The 16,468-nt window shown below is 60.3% G+C and carries 17 protein-coding genes; 10 read left to right on the top strand and 7 right to left on the bottom strand.

From position 1 onward, the window contains the following. Positions 1 to 23 precede the first annotated feature (23 nt). A complete protein-coding gene (locus ACR3EL_RS12720) occupies positions 24 to 524 on the top strand; it encodes an Lrp/AsnC family transcriptional regulator (RefSeq protein WP_093964666.1) in 501 nt (166 codons plus the stop codon). 122 nt (positions 525 to 646) lie between these two features. Here the strand turns inward: ACR3EL_RS12720 and ACR3EL_RS12715 are convergent, their stop codons facing one another. The 4 genes from ACR3EL_RS12715 to lgt form a co-directional block, all read right to left on the bottom strand. Beyond that, positions 647 to 1,429 carry a Hint domain-containing protein gene (locus ACR3EL_RS12715; RefSeq protein WP_170441659.1) on the bottom strand — a complete coding sequence of 261 codons (783 nt, stop codon included), beginning with the start codon at positions 1,427 to 1,429 and terminating at the stop codon, positions 647 to 649. 731 nt (positions 1,430 to 2,160) lie between these two features. Then, positions 2,161 to 2,919: a peptidoglycan editing factor PgeF gene (pgeF, locus tag ACR3EL_RS12710; protein WP_480721824.1), complete on the bottom strand. Its 759-nt coding sequence runs from the start codon at positions 2,917 to 2,919 to the stop codon at positions 2,161 to 2,163. Further along, on the bottom strand, positions 2,916 to 3,983 hold the full coding sequence (locus tag ACR3EL_RS12705; protein ID WP_480721822.1) for a class I SAM-dependent methyltransferase: 1,068 nt from the start codon (positions 3,981 to 3,983) through the stop codon (positions 2,916 to 2,918). The genes pgeF and ACR3EL_RS12705 overlap by 4 nt, the downstream gene beginning before the upstream one ends. Continuing rightward, entirely contained in the window at positions 3,980 to 4,867 is an 888-nt protein-coding gene (gene lgt, locus ACR3EL_RS12700; protein WP_093964672.1) for a prolipoprotein diacylglyceryl transferase, read from the bottom strand. Before lgt ends, ACR3EL_RS12705 begins: the two co-directional genes overlap by 4 nt. Positions 4,868 to 4,964: 97 nt before the next feature. Between lgt and ACR3EL_RS12695 the strand changes: the two genes are divergently transcribed. The 5 genes from ACR3EL_RS12695 (at position 4,965) to ACR3EL_RS12675 (ending at position 8,172) form a co-directional block, all read left to right on the top strand. Beyond that, the gene (locus tag ACR3EL_RS12695) at positions 4,965 to 5,213 is read left to right on the top strand and encodes an accessory factor UbiK family protein (protein ID WP_170357147.1); all 249 of its coding nucleotides are present in this window, start codon (positions 4,965 to 4,967) and stop codon (positions 5,211 to 5,213) included. 322 nt (positions 5,214 to 5,535) lie between these two features. Next, entirely contained in the window at positions 5,536 to 6,036 is a 501-nt protein-coding gene (locus tag ACR3EL_RS12690) for a type III secretion system chaperone family protein (RefSeq protein ID WP_093964674.1), read from the top strand. Between the two features lie 39 nt (positions 6,037 to 6,075). Continuing rightward, positions 6,076 to 6,891, top strand: coding sequence for a pyrroline-5-carboxylate reductase (gene proC, locus ACR3EL_RS12685; RefSeq protein ID WP_170340011.1), 816 nt, complete (start codon positions 6,076 to 6,078; stop codon positions 6,889 to 6,891). Next, on the top strand, positions 6,884 to 7,222 hold the full coding sequence (locus tag ACR3EL_RS12680; RefSeq protein WP_170340013.1) for a tRNA-binding protein: 339 nt from the start codon (positions 6,884 to 6,886) through the stop codon (positions 7,220 to 7,222). Before proC ends, ACR3EL_RS12680 begins: the two co-directional genes overlap by 8 nt. After that, the gene (locus ACR3EL_RS12675) at positions 7,222 to 8,172 is read left to right on the top strand and encodes a 2-hydroxyacid dehydrogenase (protein WP_480721816.1); all 951 of its coding nucleotides are present in this window, start codon (positions 7,222 to 7,224) and stop codon (positions 8,170 to 8,172) included. The genes ACR3EL_RS12680 and ACR3EL_RS12675 overlap by 1 nt, the downstream gene beginning before the upstream one ends. On the opposite strand, the gene ACR3EL_RS12670 is transcribed toward ACR3EL_RS12675, so the two are convergent. Beyond that, positions 8,169 to 8,747, bottom strand: coding sequence for a thymidine kinase (locus tag ACR3EL_RS12670; protein WP_093964678.1), 579 nt, complete (start codon positions 8,745 to 8,747; stop codon positions 8,169 to 8,171). The two genes, ACR3EL_RS12675 and ACR3EL_RS12670, sit on opposite strands and share 4 nt — an antisense overlap. A gap of 356 nt (positions 8,748 to 9,103) precedes the next feature. Here ACR3EL_RS12670 and ACR3EL_RS12665 point away from each other — a divergent pair, with 356 nt between their 5' ends. Further along, on the top strand, positions 9,104 to 9,565 hold the full coding sequence (locus ACR3EL_RS12665) for a hypothetical protein (protein ID WP_093965032.1): 462 nt from the start codon (positions 9,104 to 9,106) through the stop codon (positions 9,563 to 9,565). A gap of 92 nt (positions 9,566 to 9,657) precedes the next feature. On the opposite strand, the gene ACR3EL_RS12660 is transcribed toward ACR3EL_RS12665, so the two are convergent. Next, positions 9,658 to 10,380 carry a hypothetical protein gene (locus ACR3EL_RS12660; RefSeq protein WP_480721813.1) on the bottom strand — a complete coding sequence of 241 codons (723 nt, stop codon included), beginning with the start codon at positions 10,378 to 10,380 and terminating at the stop codon, positions 9,658 to 9,660. A gap of 192 nt (positions 10,381 to 10,572) precedes the next feature. After that, positions 10,573 to 11,697, bottom strand: coding sequence for a beta-ketoacyl-ACP synthase III (locus tag ACR3EL_RS12655; RefSeq protein ID WP_170340019.1), 1,125 nt, complete (start codon positions 11,695 to 11,697; stop codon positions 10,573 to 10,575). A gap of 166 nt (positions 11,698 to 11,863) precedes the next feature. Between ACR3EL_RS12655 and ACR3EL_RS12650 the strand changes: the two genes are divergently transcribed. Genes ACR3EL_RS12650 through ACR3EL_RS12640 form a run of 3 tightly spaced genes read left to right on the top strand, consistent with a single transcriptional unit; the run spans position 11,864 to position 16,424 of the window. Continuing rightward, a complete protein-coding gene (locus ACR3EL_RS12650) occupies positions 11,864 to 12,331 on the top strand; it encodes a MarR family winged helix-turn-helix transcriptional regulator (RefSeq protein WP_480721811.1) in 468 nt (155 codons plus the stop codon). Beyond that, complete coding sequence (locus ACR3EL_RS12645) at positions 12,328 to 13,365, top strand: efflux RND transporter periplasmic adaptor subunit (protein ID WP_170441679.1); 1,038 nt, start codon at positions 12,328 to 12,330, stop codon at positions 13,363 to 13,365. The genes ACR3EL_RS12650 and ACR3EL_RS12645 overlap by 4 nt, the downstream gene beginning before the upstream one ends. A gap of 11 nt (positions 13,366 to 13,376) precedes the next feature. Next, on the top strand, positions 13,377 to 16,424 hold the full coding sequence (locus ACR3EL_RS12640) for an efflux RND transporter permease subunit (protein WP_170340025.1): 3,048 nt from the start codon (positions 13,377 to 13,379) through the stop codon (positions 16,422 to 16,424). Positions 16,425 to 16,468: the final 44 nt, after the last annotated feature.

Raw genomic sequence — 16,468 nt, 5'->3', positions numbered from 1 at the left:
ACCGAAAATTTCAGGAGCACCGCATGGTCACGACACGGCTGGACGAGATCGACCGAAAGATCCTTGCAGAACTGCAGGCAGACGGGCGAATGACCAATGTCGAGCTCGCCAAACGTGTCGGAATCTCGGCCCCACCCTGCCTGCGGCGCGTACGCACGCTGGAGGAGGCCGGCTTTATCCGAGGATACCACGCTGAGGTCAACGCCCGGGAACTGGGGTTCGAAGTTCAGGTCTTTGCGATGGTTGGCCTTGAAAGCCAAGCCGAGGCGGAGCTGCGGGCGTTCGAAGACCGCTGCCGAGACTGGCCGCTGGTCCGGGAATGCCACATGCTGAACGGCGAGGTCGACTTCATCCTGAAATGCGTCGCCCCCGACCTCAGCAGTTTTCAACAGTTCCTGACGGGTGAGTTGCTGACCACGCCGAACGTGGCCAGCGTCAAGACTTCGCTTGTCATCCGCGGTGCAAAAGACGAACCCGGCGTGCCGTTCGACGTATTGGAAGAACGGATGAACCGGACGGCGTAAAGCCGACGCGTCTGGTTTGCGATGCGCATGGCGGCAGAACCGCCACGATGGCCAGAGAAATGGCCCAACTCAGTAAAATCTGCATGTTGCCCCCCAAAATGCAGTGGTGATGGTTAAAGCTGTCACGCCGTGATGGCGTCGATCTCGCCCTCCCCGGCGCGTGCCATAAGCAACGGACCGAAATCGTGCAAGGAATGGATATGCGCGAACAGGTTCAGGTAGATCGAGCGCAGCGAGTGGCTCATCATCCGGACCGCGTTCACGCCGGGATGATAGGTTTCGAACTGCAGCCCATCGACATTGATGACCGCGTGGCGCTCCAGGCAGATATGGAACAGCTCGACCGGAGTGGGCGGCTGCGTTTCGATTACGGACATGCCGTCCTGAAATTCGGCAACGGGTGTCAGCATCGGCTGGCCACCTCCAAGATGCCTCAGATGCGCCGGCGTCGCCAGCAAGCGGGCCGCGGGGCCGGCAATGACGCCGGACAATGGTTTTTGCATGCCGAACGTGTCTGCCATGATGCGGGTCAAAGGGCGTGTCCGCCCGCGCGAGTCTTCGCGGCCAGGTACCAAAGTGACCGAGCCTTTCCACAACACCTTTTCGGATGCGCCGGTCTGGGTCAGGACCGTGTCGCCCGGCATCAAGTCCTCGATGGCGACCGGGCCGTGTTCCGTCTCGACCAGAGACCCACGTGTAAAGGCGCAGAACGCGTCTTCAAAAACTGGCAGCGCCGGTGCGATGTGGCGTGTCTGCGAAACTTCCCCGTTTTTCAGCAGTGCACTCACCTCGTATCGACGCAGTTGCGCCTTCTGTTTGGTGCCTGGACGCGGTGCTTCGCGGAGCAGTGCCGAAGTGTCGATGGCATTCTGCGCGGCACGTGCCAGTGAATTTGGAATAGTCATATTATTCCGTTCCTTCCAATACGCCGAACAGGCAGGAAACATCCCAGTGCAGGCCCGCCTGACAGCTTGATTCTTTGTCTTGAAAAAAGTGCGCCACCTCCATGCGGGTACCGACATGGCCGCGCATGGCGAATGGATTTCGCTTTCGTTTGGTCAACACAATGACCCCCCAGACAAACTCGTACACTGCGAACGTAATTGTCCGCACACAAACGCCCTGAAAAACGTCGGCTGCGAATACCAGCCTCGGTTCACGCACCGGCCCAGAGCAGCTTCCGGTGCGCGTCTTGCCCTGTTGAGGCCGGCAGCTGGCCCCAGAGGGATTTCGTATCAGCGTCGCGCGGCCAACCGGCGCACGACCCTTGCAGAGTGACTGGAAACCCGCTTCCAGGGCATTTCCGGTTGTTGGTCCCTGGTGGCCGCGACAACGGCGCGAAGAAAGCGAGATTTCAACTTCATATTCATGTCCTGCTCGAAGTTCGGGCCTAAGCCCTTTTCCCTTTGTAAAGCCAATGTGACGCGTCTTTGCGGCAGCGATGTGGCTGTTCCGGGATCAATTTAGGACAATGATGAAGTCTTGCGGCACCCCCTGAGTTCGGATGCCAGAAATCAGACGTTCGGAGTACGGATAACCATCTGAGCACTGGCAAAAATTAACAACGATTCTGATGACAGATAGACACAATAAATGTGGCGGAAAAGTGGCGCTTTCGCCTTAATTCGGCCGATCTTTACAATCGTATGGCGGAAATCAGGCGGCCGTAATCCGCCTCGCCGGCGTGGGTCGCGCGCCGGTAGGAATAGAACTTGTCGGGCTCCGAATAGGTGCAATGCCGCGTCCATTCTGCCTGCCCGACGCCGGCCTGACGCAGCTTGTGAAGGCCAAAGGCCGGCAGGTCGAAATGCATCCGGTCGCCTTGCCCATTTGCAAAGAAACGCGCGTTGTCCTGGCTTTCCAAAAGGAAGTCTTCCAGAAACTCCGGGCCAACCTCGTAGGCGCGCTGCGAGATCGTCGGGCCGATGACGGCGATGATGTTTTTGCGGTGCGCACCCAGCGCCTCCATGGCGTCCAGCGTCGCCTCAAGGACACCGTCCAGAGCACCGCGCCATCCCGCATGGGCCGCCCCGATCACTTTAGCTTGAGGATCCGCGAACAGTACCGGCTGGCAGTCGGCCGTCAGGATCGTCAGCGCGAGGCCCGGCGTTGCGGTAACGATTGCATCGGCCCTTGGCTTCTCGCCTGCAATCGGCTTGTCGACGGTGATCACGTGTGGGGAATGTACCTGATGCACGCCGACCAATGCATCCAGTTTGACGCCCATGGCCTCGGCCACTCTGCTTCGGTTCAGCGCGACCGCCTCGCTCAGGTCGGACGAGCCCGTGCCACAATTCAGCCCGCTGAAGATACCGGACGAGGCGCCGCCCTTGCGACTGAAGAACCCGTGTCGAATCGGTGACAACAAATCCGAGGTCAGAATTTCCAGAGTCATGTCCCAAGTCCCGATGGTGGCATCGCAGTTTTCGGGTAGAGGCCCAGCACCTTGAACAGGTTTCCCATTTCCTCCGGGTGCGTCAACCGCCGATGTGCCCGAACCAGCGTTTCCAGATTTGATCCGGTCAACGCGCTGGCCAGAGACTGTGCGCGTTGGGTGATGCCCAGACGCTCAAGAAACACACCCTGAGGCGTCAGCCGCGTATGGGCGCAGCCCGTCGCGCCCGCCGCCAATTCCAGCGTTTCGAAATCCACATGTGCAGTCAGGTCGGCCTGACCCGGTGTGGCGAGCGGGTCGACGTATTCGTGCCCCTTGACGGCCTGCAACGTGTCGCCCAGCGAACGCCAGTCGCCATAGTCGATGACGAGAGCCATACCACCGTGGCTACGGATGATGCGGGCCGTTTCGGTCACGATGGGAACCGCCGCCGCGCACAACTCGACCAGATCACCGTCCCGTGTATCCTCGAGGCGCGTCGCCAAGGCCGCTTGCGTCGCCCTCGGGCCAAGGCCGAATGCCAGCTGATCGCCCTGCAGGCCCACAAGACGTTCGCACCAGCCGTCGCCGTCGCGCAGAAACTGGCGGATGGGCAAAGCGTCGAAAAATTCATTGGCCACAAGAAATAGCGGAAGCTCTGGGAGATCGCCCACCGAAACGATCCAGTTCGGTGCGTGCGCATCCAGGGCCTCGGCCTGAAGTCCGCGCAGAACGGGCGAGGCTTCGAGCAATACCACCTGCGCGGCGTCGTGAAACCCGGGCACGCCCCGGGTGGCCCGCAGAATATCGGCCATGAGTGTTCCGCGCCCCGGGCCCAGCTCGGCGAGCGCAAACCGGTCGGGTCTGCCTTGATCAATCCAGCCCTGCGCGAGACAAAGACCAATCACTTCGCCGAACATCTGGCTGATTTCCGGAGCGGTGACAAAGTCTCCATGCGCGCCCAACGGGTCGCGGGTGGTGTAGTAGCCGTGCGTTGGATGCAGAAGGCATTCGGCCATGTAGTCCGCCACGCTCATCGGCCCGTCTTGCCGGATGCGGTCGGTCAGATGGCCAAGCAAGCTCATGCCGCCCGCCGTGCCCGTAGGGCGAACCACAAGCCGACTGCGATCATCGGTACAGATAGGATCTGGCCCATCGTCAGGCCGTAGCCGCCCACATGCCACGCAAGTCCCAGCGGGTTTCCGACCGAGACGAATTGCGCGTCGGGTTGACGAAAGAACTCGACGATGAAGCGCGAAGCGCCATAGCCCGCCAGAAATACGCCCATGATGCGGCCGGGCCAATGAAATGCGCCGCGCCGATAGACCAGCCACAACAAAAGCAGGCCCAACAGCACGCCTTCCAGTGCAGCCTCGTACAACTGCGACGGGTGGCGGGCGCAAAGCCCAGCAGCGACATTGGCGCAGTCCTGAGCTGCTGCGCCGGGAAAGATCACCGCCCAGGGCAGTTCGCTGGGTCGGCCCCACAGCTCGGCATTGACGAAATTGGCCAAACGGCCAAGCAACAGGCCGGGGGGAACGGTATGGGCGATCAAGTCGGCCAGCGAAAGCAAGGGGGCCGAATGGCGTCGCGCGAAGACCAGCGATGCGATCACCACACCCAGAAGGCCGCCGTGAAAGGACATGCCACCCTGCCAGACCTTAAGGATCTCAAGCGGGTGGGACAGGTAGTATTCGGGCTGATAGAACAGAACAAAGCCCAATCGCCCGCCGATGATGACCCCAAGGATGATCCAGGTGATCAGGTCCTCCAACTGGTCCGGTCTCAGGGGCGGGGATTGATCCGGCCACAAAGCGGGACGGCGCACCGCCATCACTGCCATGCGCCACGCGATCAGGATGCCCGCGATATAGGCCAGCGCATACCACCGCAGCGCGAACTCGATCCCGAAGGCGGAAATCGAGAACAGCTCGGGTGACAGATCGGGGAAATTCAAAACAGCTTGCATGTGCGTCTCATTGCCCGGGGTTGGCTGACCAAGTCAACCTTGAGACTGGGCTCTCTATCCCCCATATAGAAGGCATTCGCGATTCCGGAGTAGACACATGCAAACCCGCAACAAGTTTCTGGACGATATGTCCCAGTTGATGACCAACGCAATGGGCGTGGCGCAGGGTGCGCGGGAAGAGGCTGAAACGGCGATGAAGTCCTTGGTCGACCGCTGGCTGGCGGATCGCGACTTTGTAACGCGAGAAGAGTTCGATGCCGTCCGCGCGATGGCCCAGAAAGCGCGCGAAGAAAACGCGGCGCTGGAAGCGCGGATCGCCGCGCTTGAAACCAAGCTGGACAAATAAGCCCAGCCGCAGATCGGCATTTCAGAATTTTTGGCAAGACCCTACACCGCTCAACCCGCGCTGGGTGTCGCAGTGTGGGGAGTCTCGCCGCATTGCGAAAATAAATCAAGGCAAAGCTGCAGGGTGCGCCAATATTTTGGTGGCCGTTGCCAGCTGTCCACAACTTATTGCTGTTATCCCCAAGAATGGGGGTTGCCAGAGTCCCAGCCACAGCGCACCATATTTAGTACAGGCCTATGGGGGAAGCCCGGCTTGTAGAGCAGGCAACTAGCGCTGGGGCGCTGCCAGCCCCGAAATGCTAGGTATTAAGTGAGGTGGCACCATGGCACTTTCCGAGCAGTATTTCGAAGAAGACATTCATCCGATTGATATTGTCGAACATCTGGCTGAACACCACGATTGGGATTTCGACCGGATCGGTGACGACCAGATCGCCATGGCGGTCGAAGGACAGTGGCGCACCTACTCGATCACGTTGGCCTGGTCCAACTATGACGAGACCCTGCGGATGGTCTGCTCGTTCGAGATGGAGCCGCCCGAGGACCGGGTTTCCGATCTCTATGAATTGCTGAACCGCATGAATGACCAGTGCTGGGCCGGCGCCTTCACCTACTGGGGCAATCAGAAGCTGATGGTCTACCGCTACGGTCTGGTGCTCAGCGGCGGGCAATCGGCCAGCCCCGAACAGATTGACACGATGATCACCGCCGCTGTCCTGAGCGCCGAGCGTTACTATCCTGCGATCCAGTTGGTAACCTGGGGCAACCGTACGCCCGAGGATGCGATGCAAGTCGCCATTGCAGAGGCTTACGGCCGCGCGTAAAGCTTTGCCCCAAACCGCAAAAGCAGGGGAGGGGCAATCATGGACATGTCACGCGTCGCGGATCAGGGGCTGGTGCTTCTGGGATGCGGCAAGATGGGGTCGGCCATGTTGGCCGGTTGGCTCGAACATGGCCTGCCATCCGCATCCGTATGGGTGATCGACCCCAACCCTTCCGATTGGCTCAGGGCGCAAGGGGTCAATATCAACACCCCACTTCCTGAAAGACCTGCCGTCGTTCTGGTTGCCGTCAAACCTCAGATGATGGGCGAGGCATTGCCGGCAATTCAGGCGTTTGGGGGAGGTGGAACCCTGTTCATCTCGGTCGCCGCCGGAACTTCCATCGCCACGTTCGAGCGCGTTCTGGGGGCTGGCACACCGATCATTCGGGCCATGCCGAACACGCCCGCGGCGATCCGGCAAGGCATTACCGCGCTGATCGGAAACGCCAGCACGTCGGGTTCTGACATGACACTGGCCGAAGATCTGCTTTCGGCCATCGGTGATACCGTGCGCCTGCAGGATGAGGCGCAGATGGACGCGGTCACCGGTCTCAGCGGCTCGGGCCCGGCCTATGTCTTTCATTTGATTGAAACGCTGGCTGCCGCCGGCGAGGCGCAAGGCCTTCCGCATGATCTGGCCATGCGCTTGGCCAAGGCGACGGTTGCCGGGGCAGGGGCCCTGGCGATAGCGTCCGAGGAAGATCCGTCGCAATTGCGCATCAATGTCACGTCACCCAACGGAACGACGCAGGCAGCGCTGGAAGTCCTGATGCATGAACAGGAAGGGTTTCCAAACCTGTTGCACCGAGCCGTAAAGGCGGCAACCGATCGATCCAAGGAGTTGTCCGGTGAGTGAAATATCCTTCGACGACTTCCTCAAAGTCGACATCCGCGTAGGTGAAGTCACCCGGGCCGAACCCTATCCCGAGGCGCGCAAGCCCGCGATCAAGATGTGGATCGACTTCGGCGACGAGATCGGCGAGCGCAAGACCTCGGCACAGGTTACCGTGCATTACACGCCCGAATCCCTTGTGGGCAAACAAGTGCTGGCCGTGGTCAATTTCCCGCCGCGTCAGATCGGACGGTTCATGTCTGAGGTTCTTGTTCTGGGTCTGCCCGACGAATCGGGCGAGATTGTTTTGATCGGTCCTGATGGCAAAGTTCCCGTGGGCGGGCGGATGCACTGATGAAGCTGTTGATCACCCGACCGATGACCCCCGCGGTCACGGCCCGCGCGCGGGATGAGTTCGACGTCGATATCCGAGATAGCAACGCACCGCTCAGCATTGATGAGTTGGCGCGCGCATTGCGGGACTACGACGTGGTCGTTCCGACTTTGGGCGATGTCTTTTCGGCCAATGTCTTTGAAATGGTCACGGTTCCGCGGTGCAAATTGCTGGCCAATTTCGGGGTGGGTTTCAATCACATTGATGTGGCGGCAGCGCAGGCTGCTGGTGTTCGCGTGACCAACACACCGGGGGCGGTCACGGATGCAACAGCGGACATTGCCATGACCCTGCTGCTGGCAACGGCCCGCCGCGCGGGCGAGGGTGAACGGCTGGTCCGGTCCGGCAATTGGCGGGGCTGGCACCCGACCCAGATGCTGGGACAGCACGTCACCGGGAAACGGGTCGGAATCATCGGAATGGGACGGATCGGGCAAGCCATTGCCCGGCGCTGTCATTTCGGGTTCGGGATGCAGGTCAGCTATCAATCCCGAACGCCCAAGGATCTGGATTTCCCTGCCGAGTTCGTTCCCGACTTGGCGACCCTGGCTGCTGTGGTCGATTTTCTGGTCGTCGCCGTCCCCGGTGGTGTTGACACCTTCCACCTCATAGACGCTTCGGTTCTTTCAGCTATGCGGCCGTCGGCCATTCTGGTCAACATCGCTCGCGGAGAAGTCGTGGACGAAGCTGCACTGATCCATGCGCTGAATAACGGCCAGATCGCCGGGGCCGGGCTGGATGTCTACGAGTTTGAACCCGCCGTGCCGCAGGCGCTGCGCGAGATGGAGAATGTCACCCTGCTGCCGCATCTGGGCACTGCGACCGAGCAAGTGCGCACGGATATGGGGCACATGGCTTTGGACAATGTGGCGGCTTTTGTCGCCGGCCGACCGTTGCCAAATCTGGTCTAACTGCCCACGGCCTCGCGCCAGTGTCTCCGGCAGAGTGAAACATAGGTCTCGTTTCCGCCGATCTGCACCTGCGCACCTTGAGTGATGGTTTTGCCGTTTTCGTCCTGACGGATCACCATCGTGGCTTTCCGCCCGCATCTGCAGATGGTGCGGACCTCGCGCATTTCATCGGCTAGGGCCAGCAGAGCCGCTGAACCGGGGAACAGCTTGCCTTGAAAATCCACTCGCAACCCGTAGGCCAGAACCGGTACTTTGAGGTCATCCACCGCGCGGGCCAATTGCCAGACCTGTTCTTCGGTCAGAAACTGCGCCTCGTCCACAAAAACACAGGCCACTTTCCCCTGATCAAGACGGTCTTGAATCATCGCAAACACATCGTCGCGGGGATTGAACGTATCGGCCTGTTCCGAGATTCCGATCCGCGATGCTATACGTCCCTGGCCCGCGCGCCCGTCAATGGCTGCGGTCATCAGATAGGTGTCCATGCCGCGCTCGCGATAGTTGTGCGACGCCTGAAGCAGCACCGTGGACTTGCCTGCGTTCATGGTTGAGTAGTTAAAGTACAGCTTGGCCATGGGCTGGGTCTAATCGGCTCACGCTGCGCGAGCAAGTCGTCAATGTCCTGAAAGGAATCGACGCCGCCATTGCAGTCGCAGAGGCCGAGCATATGCTCTTGGGGATGGATAACCCCGCTTCCACAACAGCGACACCGCCGGCCACGAAATGGCCGAAACAGCGCAGGGCCTGAAATACTGCCCCACAAACACTCTTTACCGGCATTAACTGCCGCCACTCACTCACAAAACCCCCGCATATCTGAGGGATAGCCAACATATGACATTTCAATTATGACTCGAGTATGGGAAATTTCCCCTCCCTTTCCCCGGTGCGGACAGCCGGGCAAGAGGGCGCAGCGAACAAAGGTACAAAAATGGCGGATATCGGGGCCTATCTGAAAAAGCACACCGAAGCTTTGGTCAAGGACGTGGGGATCGAAGCAGCATGCGAGATCACAGGGAAATCCAAGGCCACATTAGGTCGGTATTACTCCGACAATCCCGAGCACAGTGACCGGTTCATGCCGGTGGATGCGGTTGCACGTCTGGAAAACGCGGCCAGCTACCCGCATGTGACTTCGGCCCTGGCGGACCTGAAGAACATCACCTTGTCCTATGATGAGCGCAATTCGACCGGTACGCGTACCGGCGGCGTCAATTCGGACGTGATCGCACTGAGCCAGCGTTTCGCGATGCTGATGACCGAATACCAGGCCGCGATCGAGGATGGCATCATTACCGTCAACGAAGCCAAGCGTCTGCTGAAAGAAACCTCGTTGCTGCAACAGGTTCTGATCGAGATGAAATTGCACCTCGAAGAGGAAAGCGTCAGCTGACCTAATTTCCCGGCAAGCCGTCATGGGGCGGTGAAAAAGGCGATGTGCGCATCGCCTTCTTCAAGCTGAGCTGAAGAAGCTCATAGCCTTTGTCAGTTTTCGTCGTTGTTGGCGTTGTTCCCGCGTCCAGGGCTTGAGCCTTCGGGCCCATTTCCGCCCCCGTTGTTGCCTTTGCCGCCGCCATTGTTGCCCTTGCCGCCGCCTTTCCCGTCGCCGTTTTTGCCTTTACCGCCGCCGTGACCGCCAACCTTGCCGGGCTTGCCGTCACCATGGCCGGGCTTGCCACCGCCCTTGCCGGGTTTGTCTCCACCCTTGCCGGGCTTGCTGCCGCCATCGCCAGGCTTGCCGCCGCCGTTGCCCGGATCGTCGGATCCGCCATCACCGGGGTCATCGTTCCCCCCGCCATTGCCGGGGCCACTGTTTCCGCCGCCCGACCCGGATCCGCCGCCGGCGGCTGGGCCGGTGCTCGATGCGGGTTGAAACCCGCTGGGGTCGTTTTCGCGGCCGTCAAAGCTGTTGGCGTTGGAAATCGATCCGGTCGGCAAATCGCTCAGCAGATTGGCCAGCCCCGGACACTGCTGCGAGGTATTGGCAAGAACCGACCCGAAATCTGCCCGTTGTTGCAGATGCGAGAGGAAACTGGGCGTAACCTGCGAACAGCCGCAAAGGGCCGCATAATCACCATTGTTGGCCGCGACCCGTGCTGTGTTGGCGTTGCAGACCTGGGGCTCGGCCATGGCCGCGCTGGCTGCAGCAACCCCCAATAACGGGGCGACAACCCAGGCCGCCATTCCTGACTTAGAACTCTTGAACATGGCGCACCTTTCTAAACCTAGCGTCACCTGACATGCGGAATTGCATGGCCTTCCAGATGGAGGCCGCGGGTTAAGCTGTGCTGTATCAATTCTGAAGAAGTATTCAGGAATACAAAAACAGTCCGCCTGCGCGGGCGAAATGTTCGAGGTTATCGCTTGTTACGCCGGACGTGGACTGGCGGCGCCGGCGTGTCAGGCGTGGCGTTTGACGATGACGGACCCAACCGAATACCCTGCGCCGAACGAGCAGATCAGGCCGACATCGCCATCCTGAAGATCGTCTGAATATTTGGAAAAGGCGATGATCGACCCGGCTGACGATGTATTGGCATAGTCCTGCAGGATGTTGGGCTGTTCGCCCGGCTCCGGCTCTCGGCCCAAGACCTTCTTGCCGATGAAATCATTCATCGTTTTGTTGGCCTGGTGCAGCCACAGCCGCTTGAGATCGCCGCTTTCGATCCCTTCGGAATCCATGTGGTCGCTGATGTGTTTGCTGACCATCGGCAGCACTTCCTTGAACACCTTGCGGCCGTTCTGCATGAACTGCATGTCGCGCCGGTCGGTCAACCCGTCGGGCCGGGTGCGCCGCAGAAAGCCGTTGTTGTTGCGGATGTTGTTGGAAAACTCGGTCGCGCAGCGGGTCGACAGGATCTCGAAATGCGGGCCTTTGGCATCTTCGGTCCGTTCGATCAGCGTGGCGGTGGCCACGTCGCCGAAGATGAAGTGACAATCTCGGTCGCGCCACTCCAGGTGCCCCGAGCAGATCTCGGGGTTGACCACCAGCGCCGCCCGTACGGACCCCGACCGGATCATGTCGGCCGCAGCCTGAATGCCGAACGTCGCCGAAGAACAGGCCACGTTCATATCGAACCCAAAACCAGTGATGCCCAACGCGTTCTGGATTTCGACCGCAATGGCGGGATAGGCGCGTTCATGGTTCGACGCGGCACAGATCACCAGATCGACATCCGCCGCCGTCCGCCCGGCCTGGGCCAGCGCTTTTTTGCAGGCGTCCAGTGCCATTTCGGTCATTATGCCCGGCTCGTCATCGCTGCGTTGGCGCAGCAGGGGGTGCATCACGTCCGGGTCCAGCACGCCGGTCTTGTCCATGACGTACCGGTTCTCGATGCCGGATGCCTTGACGATGAACTCTTCCGAGGAGTGCTGCATCGGCTCCATCTCGCCCGCGGCGATGGCATCGGCGTTGGCAGCATTCATCTTGTCGGCATAGGCGTTGAAGGCTTTGACCAGCTCGGCATTGGTGATGACGTTTTCGGGCGTGAAAACCCCGGTACCGGTGATTGCGGGCGTGTACATGTCGGGTCCTGAATGTTTCGGATTCGCCCAAAATGCAGTCACAGCGCCCCCAGATCAAGAGATGTTGACCCAAGGGAACGGCATAGGTTTGCGCAAATTCAACTTCACATCTTGAATAGTTCGAAATCCGAAGTATATCACCGCTCGACTCGCGCGGAGAGCATCCATGACCAAAGACATCAGTGAACGGCTGGCCCGACTGACCCCTGAGATCCAGGCGATGATGGGCGTCTATGCGCTGTACTGGAAACTGGAAGAGAGTTTCGGCTGCATTGATACCGATCTCAGCCATCAGGAATGCCACATGTTGATCAAGTTAGATCAGCCCAAGCGGATGGGAGTGTTGGCGGCCGACATGCTGACCGTGCCGTCGACCATTACGGCCACCGCCGATGCGCTTGAGGCGGCCGGTTATCTGACCCGTCAGCAGGATCCCGATGATCGCCGTGCGTGGTTGCTGGTGCTGACCGACAAAGGTGCCGAAGCCCGCAACATGCTGGTTACCACCGCCGGAGAGCTGTTTCACCGTGCCTCCGGTTTGGATAACGAGGAAACCGCTCAATTTGCCCGGCTTGCCCGCAAGATCCGGGACAACATTCTGAAAACGGGAATACCCGAGGGATTGACGAAATGAAGCTGCTGACTTCGCTGGGCCTTGCCCTTGCCGTACTGGCCGCACCGCTTGCGGCGCAAGACGACACCAAGCCTGTAAAACTTATGGTGGTGCATGAGACCGCTCCCGGATTCTCACGCCAGTTCTTCGGGCGCGTGGCCGCGCGGCAGACTGTCGATCTGGCGTTTCAGGTCGCCGGACAGATCGTGGAACTGCCCGTCAACGAAGGGTTCCAGGTGCCCAAGGGCAGCCTGATTGCAAAGCTGGACCAAGAGCCGTTCGAACTGGCACTGGAACGTGCGCGTCTTCAGAAGGATCAGGCTGACCGCACCGTGGCCCGCCTGTCGCGCCTGCGGGGGACGACTGCAAGCCAGGTCGCTGTCGATGACGCTGAAACCGCCGCCCAACTGGCTGCAATCGCGGTGCGTGACGCCGAGTACAACCTCGAGCACACGACTCTGACCGCGCCGTTCGATGCGCTGGTATCGCGGCGTGAGGTCGAAAACTTCACCACCGTGGCCGCCGGAACGCCGATCGTCCGGATCCACGATCTGTCCGAATTGAGGATCGAGGTCGATGTGCCCGAAATCCTGTTCCAGAGGACCAGCCAGGAAGATGGCATTTCGATCACGGCAAAATTCCCCGCAAGTGACGAGGTCTTCCCGTTGGAAATCCGCGAATTCGACGCTGAAACTTCGAGCGTCGGCCAGACGTTCCGGATTCAGTTCGGCCTCACGCCGCCGGAAGACTTGCGGGTGCTGCCCGGCTCGTCGGTAACCGTCAATGTTCAGGTCGATGACAAACGCATTGGCATCATCGTCCCCCCGACCGCGATTGTCGCCGACGCCGAGGGCAATCTGGGCGTTATGGTCTTTTCGCCGGTCGGTGCAGATGTTGGCGCCGTGCGGCGTGTTCCCGTGACCATCGAACCTACCCAGACAGGTGACGTCCGGGTTCTGACCGGATTGTCGGACGGCGACGAAATCGTGGTGGCCGGCGGGTCCGTTCTGACCGATGGGCAGACCGTGCGCCGCTTTGCCGGCTTTGCGAACTGAAGGGGGCGAGGATGAATATCGCACGCGCCTCGATCGACAGGCCGATCTATACGTGGCTGGTGATCCTGATTGCACTGCTGGGTGGTATCTGGGGATTTTCGTCGCTCGGGCGGCTCGAAGATCCGGCCTTTACCATCAAGAACGCCGTAGTGCTGACCACTTATCCCGGTGCGACGGCTGAACAGGTGGCCGAGGAAGTCTCGGAACCCTTGGAATCTGCCATCCAGCAGATGGGCGAGGTCGATGTCATCACTTCGGTCAACCGTCCCGGTCAATCGCTGATCGAAGTCGAGATCAAGTCCACCTACGATGGCAGCGAATTGCCGGATATCTGGACCCGACTGCGCGCCAAGGTCCGGGATGCGGCCCGTGGATTGCCGTCCGGTGTCAGCCAGCCCTATGTGAATGACGGGTTCGGTGACGTGTTCGGTCTTTTCTATGCGGTCACCGCGGAAGGGTTCAGCGACGCCGAAAAGCACGAATTGTCGACCTTCTTGCGGCGCGAGTTGCTGACCGTTGAGGGCGTTGCGGACGTTGAAGTGCAGGGTTTGCCAGACGAAGCCATTTTCATCGAGCCGGACCTGGCCATTTCGGTCAACCAGAACGTGCCGTTGCAGTCGATCAACGAAGCGATCGCCAACGCCAATTCGGTTCAGTCGTCAGGGACGCTTCGGTCAGACGACGATCGCACCACGATCCTGACGGCGGATGGATCGGACAGCGTGTCCGAGATCGCAGGGCTGTCGGTTGGCTCTCAGGGGCAAGTGATCAACCTCTTTGACATGGCCGATGTCTACCGGGCCCGCCAGACCGATCCTGACATCATGATCCGGTTCAACGGCGTCGAAGCCTTCACCCTGGGTATTGCCGGCCTATCGACGGAAAACATCGTGGAGGTCGGAAAGCGCGTCGACGCCAAGCTGGCCGAACTGGATGTGGAAATTCCCGCGGGCGTCGATGTATTGCCGATCTACCAGCAGCACGTCGTGGTCGAGCAGGCTTCGAACGATTTTCTAGTGAACCTGGCCATGTCGGTTGCCATCGTGGTGGCGGTGCTTGGAATATTCATGGGTTGGCGCGCGGCAGTGGTTGTGGGCTCGACCCTTTTGTTGACCGTTGTCGGGACCCTGCTGTTCATGGCGCTGTTTTCCATCGAGATGGAGCGCATTTCGCTGGGCGCGCTGATCATTGCGATGGGGATGCTGGTCGATAATGCCATCGTGGTGGCCGAGGGGATGCAGATCTCCATGCTCAAGGGAAAAAATTCGCGCGATGCTGCCGACGAGGCCGCGTCCAAGACACAGATCCCCCTGCTTGGGGCCACGGTCATCGGGATCATGGCCTTTGCCGGGATTGGGCTCAGCCCGGATGCGACGGGCGAATTCCTGTTCTCGCTATTTGCGGTGATCGCGATCTCTTTGCTGCTGAGTTGGGTGCTGGCCATCACGGCGACACCGTTGTTGGGGCATTATTTCTTCAAACAGGGCAAGGACGTGGATGTCGACGCCTATAGCGGCATCCTGTTCCGAACCTACGGGGCGATCCTGCGCTGGGCATTGCGGTTCCGTTGGCTGGTGGTGGCCGGTTTGGTCGGGGTCACCGTGGTCTGCTATGCCGGCTTCGCGATGGTGAAACAGCAGTTTTTCCCGGACTCCAACACGCCGCTGTTCTTCGTCCATTACAAGCTGCCGCAGGGGACTCCGGTCGCGCGGACGAGTGCCGATATGCAAGTCTTTGAAGACTGGCTGGCCCAGCGGAATGATGTCGTCTCGGTCACCACGTTCGTGGGGCAGGGCGCGACGCGGTTCATGTTGACCTATTCGGCCGAGAAGCCCAACCCAAGCTATGGGCACATGATCATCCGGACCGAAACGCTCGAGGACATTCCTGTCCTGCGCGCCGATCTGGAGGCCTTTGGTGAAACTCAATTCCCCGAAGGCGAATTCCGGACCAAGCGTCTGGTCTTCGGCCCCGGTGGCGGTACCCCGATCGAGGCGCGGTTCTCGGGCAGCGATCCGGTCGTGCTGCGGCAACTGGCCGACGAGGCGGTGCGGCGCATGTCGGCGGCATCGCCAAATGCGCTGGACGTGCATCACGACTGGCGTGAAATGGAATTGGCGGTCCAGCCGATCTATGCGACCGAACGTGCGCAGACGGCCGGTGTTACCCGCGAAGACATTGCCGCCACCCTGCAATTCTCGACGGACGGAATCACCGGCGGCGTGTTCCGCGAGAGGGACCGCCTGATCCCGATTATCCTGCGACGCCCGGCGGACGGAGAATACTCGATCGTGGATCAAGTGGTGTACTCGGACCAGTCACAGAAATTCGTGCCGATCGAGCAGATGGTGGACGGGTTCCAGTACAAAGCGCTCAATACACTGGTGCATAGGCGCGATCGCGTTCTGACCGTCACGGTGGGCGCAGACATCCCAGCCGGCCTGACCGCGGCACAGGTTCATTCCGAGGTTCGCGGCGCGATCGAGGACATGGAGCTGCCGCTGGGCTACAAGCTGGAATGGGGCGGTGAGTTCGAGGATTCCGGCAAAGCGCAAGCCAGCCTGGGCAAACAGCTGCCGCTGAGCCTGTTGATCATGGTTCTGATCTCGGTGCTGCTGTTCAACGCGATCCGGCAACCGGTCATCATCTGGCTGCTGGTGCCGATGTCGGTGAACGGCGTGGTGATCGGGCTGCTGGGCACGGGCCTGCCCTTTACCTTCACCGCGCTTCTCGGGCTGCTCAGCCTGTCAGGGATGCTGATCAAGAACGGTATTGTTCTGGTCGAAGAGATCGACCTTGTCCGCGCCACGGGCAAGCCTCTGCGCGAAGCGATCATCGAAGCCTCGGTCTCGCGTCTGCGCCCGGTCATGCTGGCGGCGATCACCACGATCTTGGGGATGGCGCCGCTGCTGACCGACGCGTTCTTCGTGTCGATGGCAGTGACGATCATGGGTGGTCTGGCTTTCGCGACGATCCTGACCATGGTCGCCGCGCCGGTGTTCTACATGCTGTTCTTCTCTCGGGAAGAACAGCGCAGGTTGGCGGCGCAGACTGCATGATCCCACAAAAAAGCCCCGGCGAACGGCCGGGGCTTTTTGTTTGT

The sequence above is a fragment of the Ruegeria sp. BJ3 genome (assembly GCF_056535665.1).
The sequence above is the reverse complement of the archived record's forward strand: the minus strand, read 5'-3'. Positions and strand labels throughout refer to the sequence as shown.

Excerpts from the sequence above, each read along its gene's own strand:
- ACR3EL_RS12705 (WP_480721822.1), bottom strand. The coding sequence starts at position 3,983 with ATGAGCTTGCTTGGCCATCTGACCGACCGCATCCGGCAAGACGGGCCG.
- ACR3EL_RS12640 (WP_170340025.1), top strand. The coding sequence starts at position 13,377 with ATGAATATCGCACGCGCCTCGATCGACAGGCCGATCTATACGTGGCTG.
- ACR3EL_RS12690 (WP_093964674.1), top strand. The coding sequence starts at position 5,536 with ATGGCACTTTCCGAGCAGTATTTCGAAGAAGACATTCATCCGATTGAT.
- ACR3EL_RS12665 (WP_093965032.1), top strand. The coding sequence starts at position 9,104 with ATGGCGGATATCGGGGCCTATCTGAAAAAGCACACCGAAGCTTTGGTC.
- pgeF (WP_480721824.1), bottom strand. The coding sequence starts at position 2,919 with ATGACTCTGGAAATTCTGACCTCGGATTTGTTGTCACCGATTCGACAC.
- proC (WP_170340011.1), top strand. The coding sequence starts at position 6,076 with ATGGACATGTCACGCGTCGCGGATCAGGGGCTGGTGCTTCTGGGATGC.
- ACR3EL_RS12720 (WP_093964666.1), top strand. The coding sequence starts at position 24 with ATGGTCACGACACGGCTGGACGAGATCGACCGAAAGATCCTTGCAGAA.
- lgt (WP_093964672.1), bottom strand. The coding sequence starts at position 4,867 with ATGCAAGCTGTTTTGAATTTCCCCGATCTGTCACCCGAGCTGTTCTCG.
- ACR3EL_RS12675 (WP_480721816.1), top strand. The coding sequence starts at position 7,222 with ATGAAGCTGTTGATCACCCGACCGATGACCCCCGCGGTCACGGCCCGC.
- ACR3EL_RS12645 (WP_170441679.1), top strand. The coding sequence starts at position 12,328 with ATGAAGCTGCTGACTTCGCTGGGCCTTGCCCTTGCCGTACTGGCCGCA.
- ACR3EL_RS12695 (WP_170357147.1), top strand. The coding sequence starts at position 4,965 with ATGCAAACCCGCAACAAGTTTCTGGACGATATGTCCCAGTTGATGACC.
- ACR3EL_RS12650 (WP_480721811.1), top strand. The coding sequence starts at position 11,864 with ATGACCAAAGACATCAGTGAACGGCTGGCCCGACTGACCCCTGAGATC.
- ACR3EL_RS12655 (WP_170340019.1), bottom strand. The coding sequence starts at position 11,697 with ATGTACACGCCCGCAATCACCGGTACCGGGGTTTTCACGCCCGAAAAC.
- ACR3EL_RS12670 (WP_093964678.1), bottom strand. The coding sequence starts at position 8,747 with ATGGCCAAGCTGTACTTTAACTACTCAACCATGAACGCAGGCAAGTCC.
- ACR3EL_RS12715 (WP_170441659.1), bottom strand. The coding sequence starts at position 1,429 with ATGACTATTCCAAATTCACTGGCACGTGCCGCGCAGAATGCCATCGAC.
- ACR3EL_RS12660 (WP_480721813.1), bottom strand. The coding sequence starts at position 10,380 with ATGTTCAAGAGTTCTAAGTCAGGAATGGCGGCCTGGGTTGTCGCCCCG.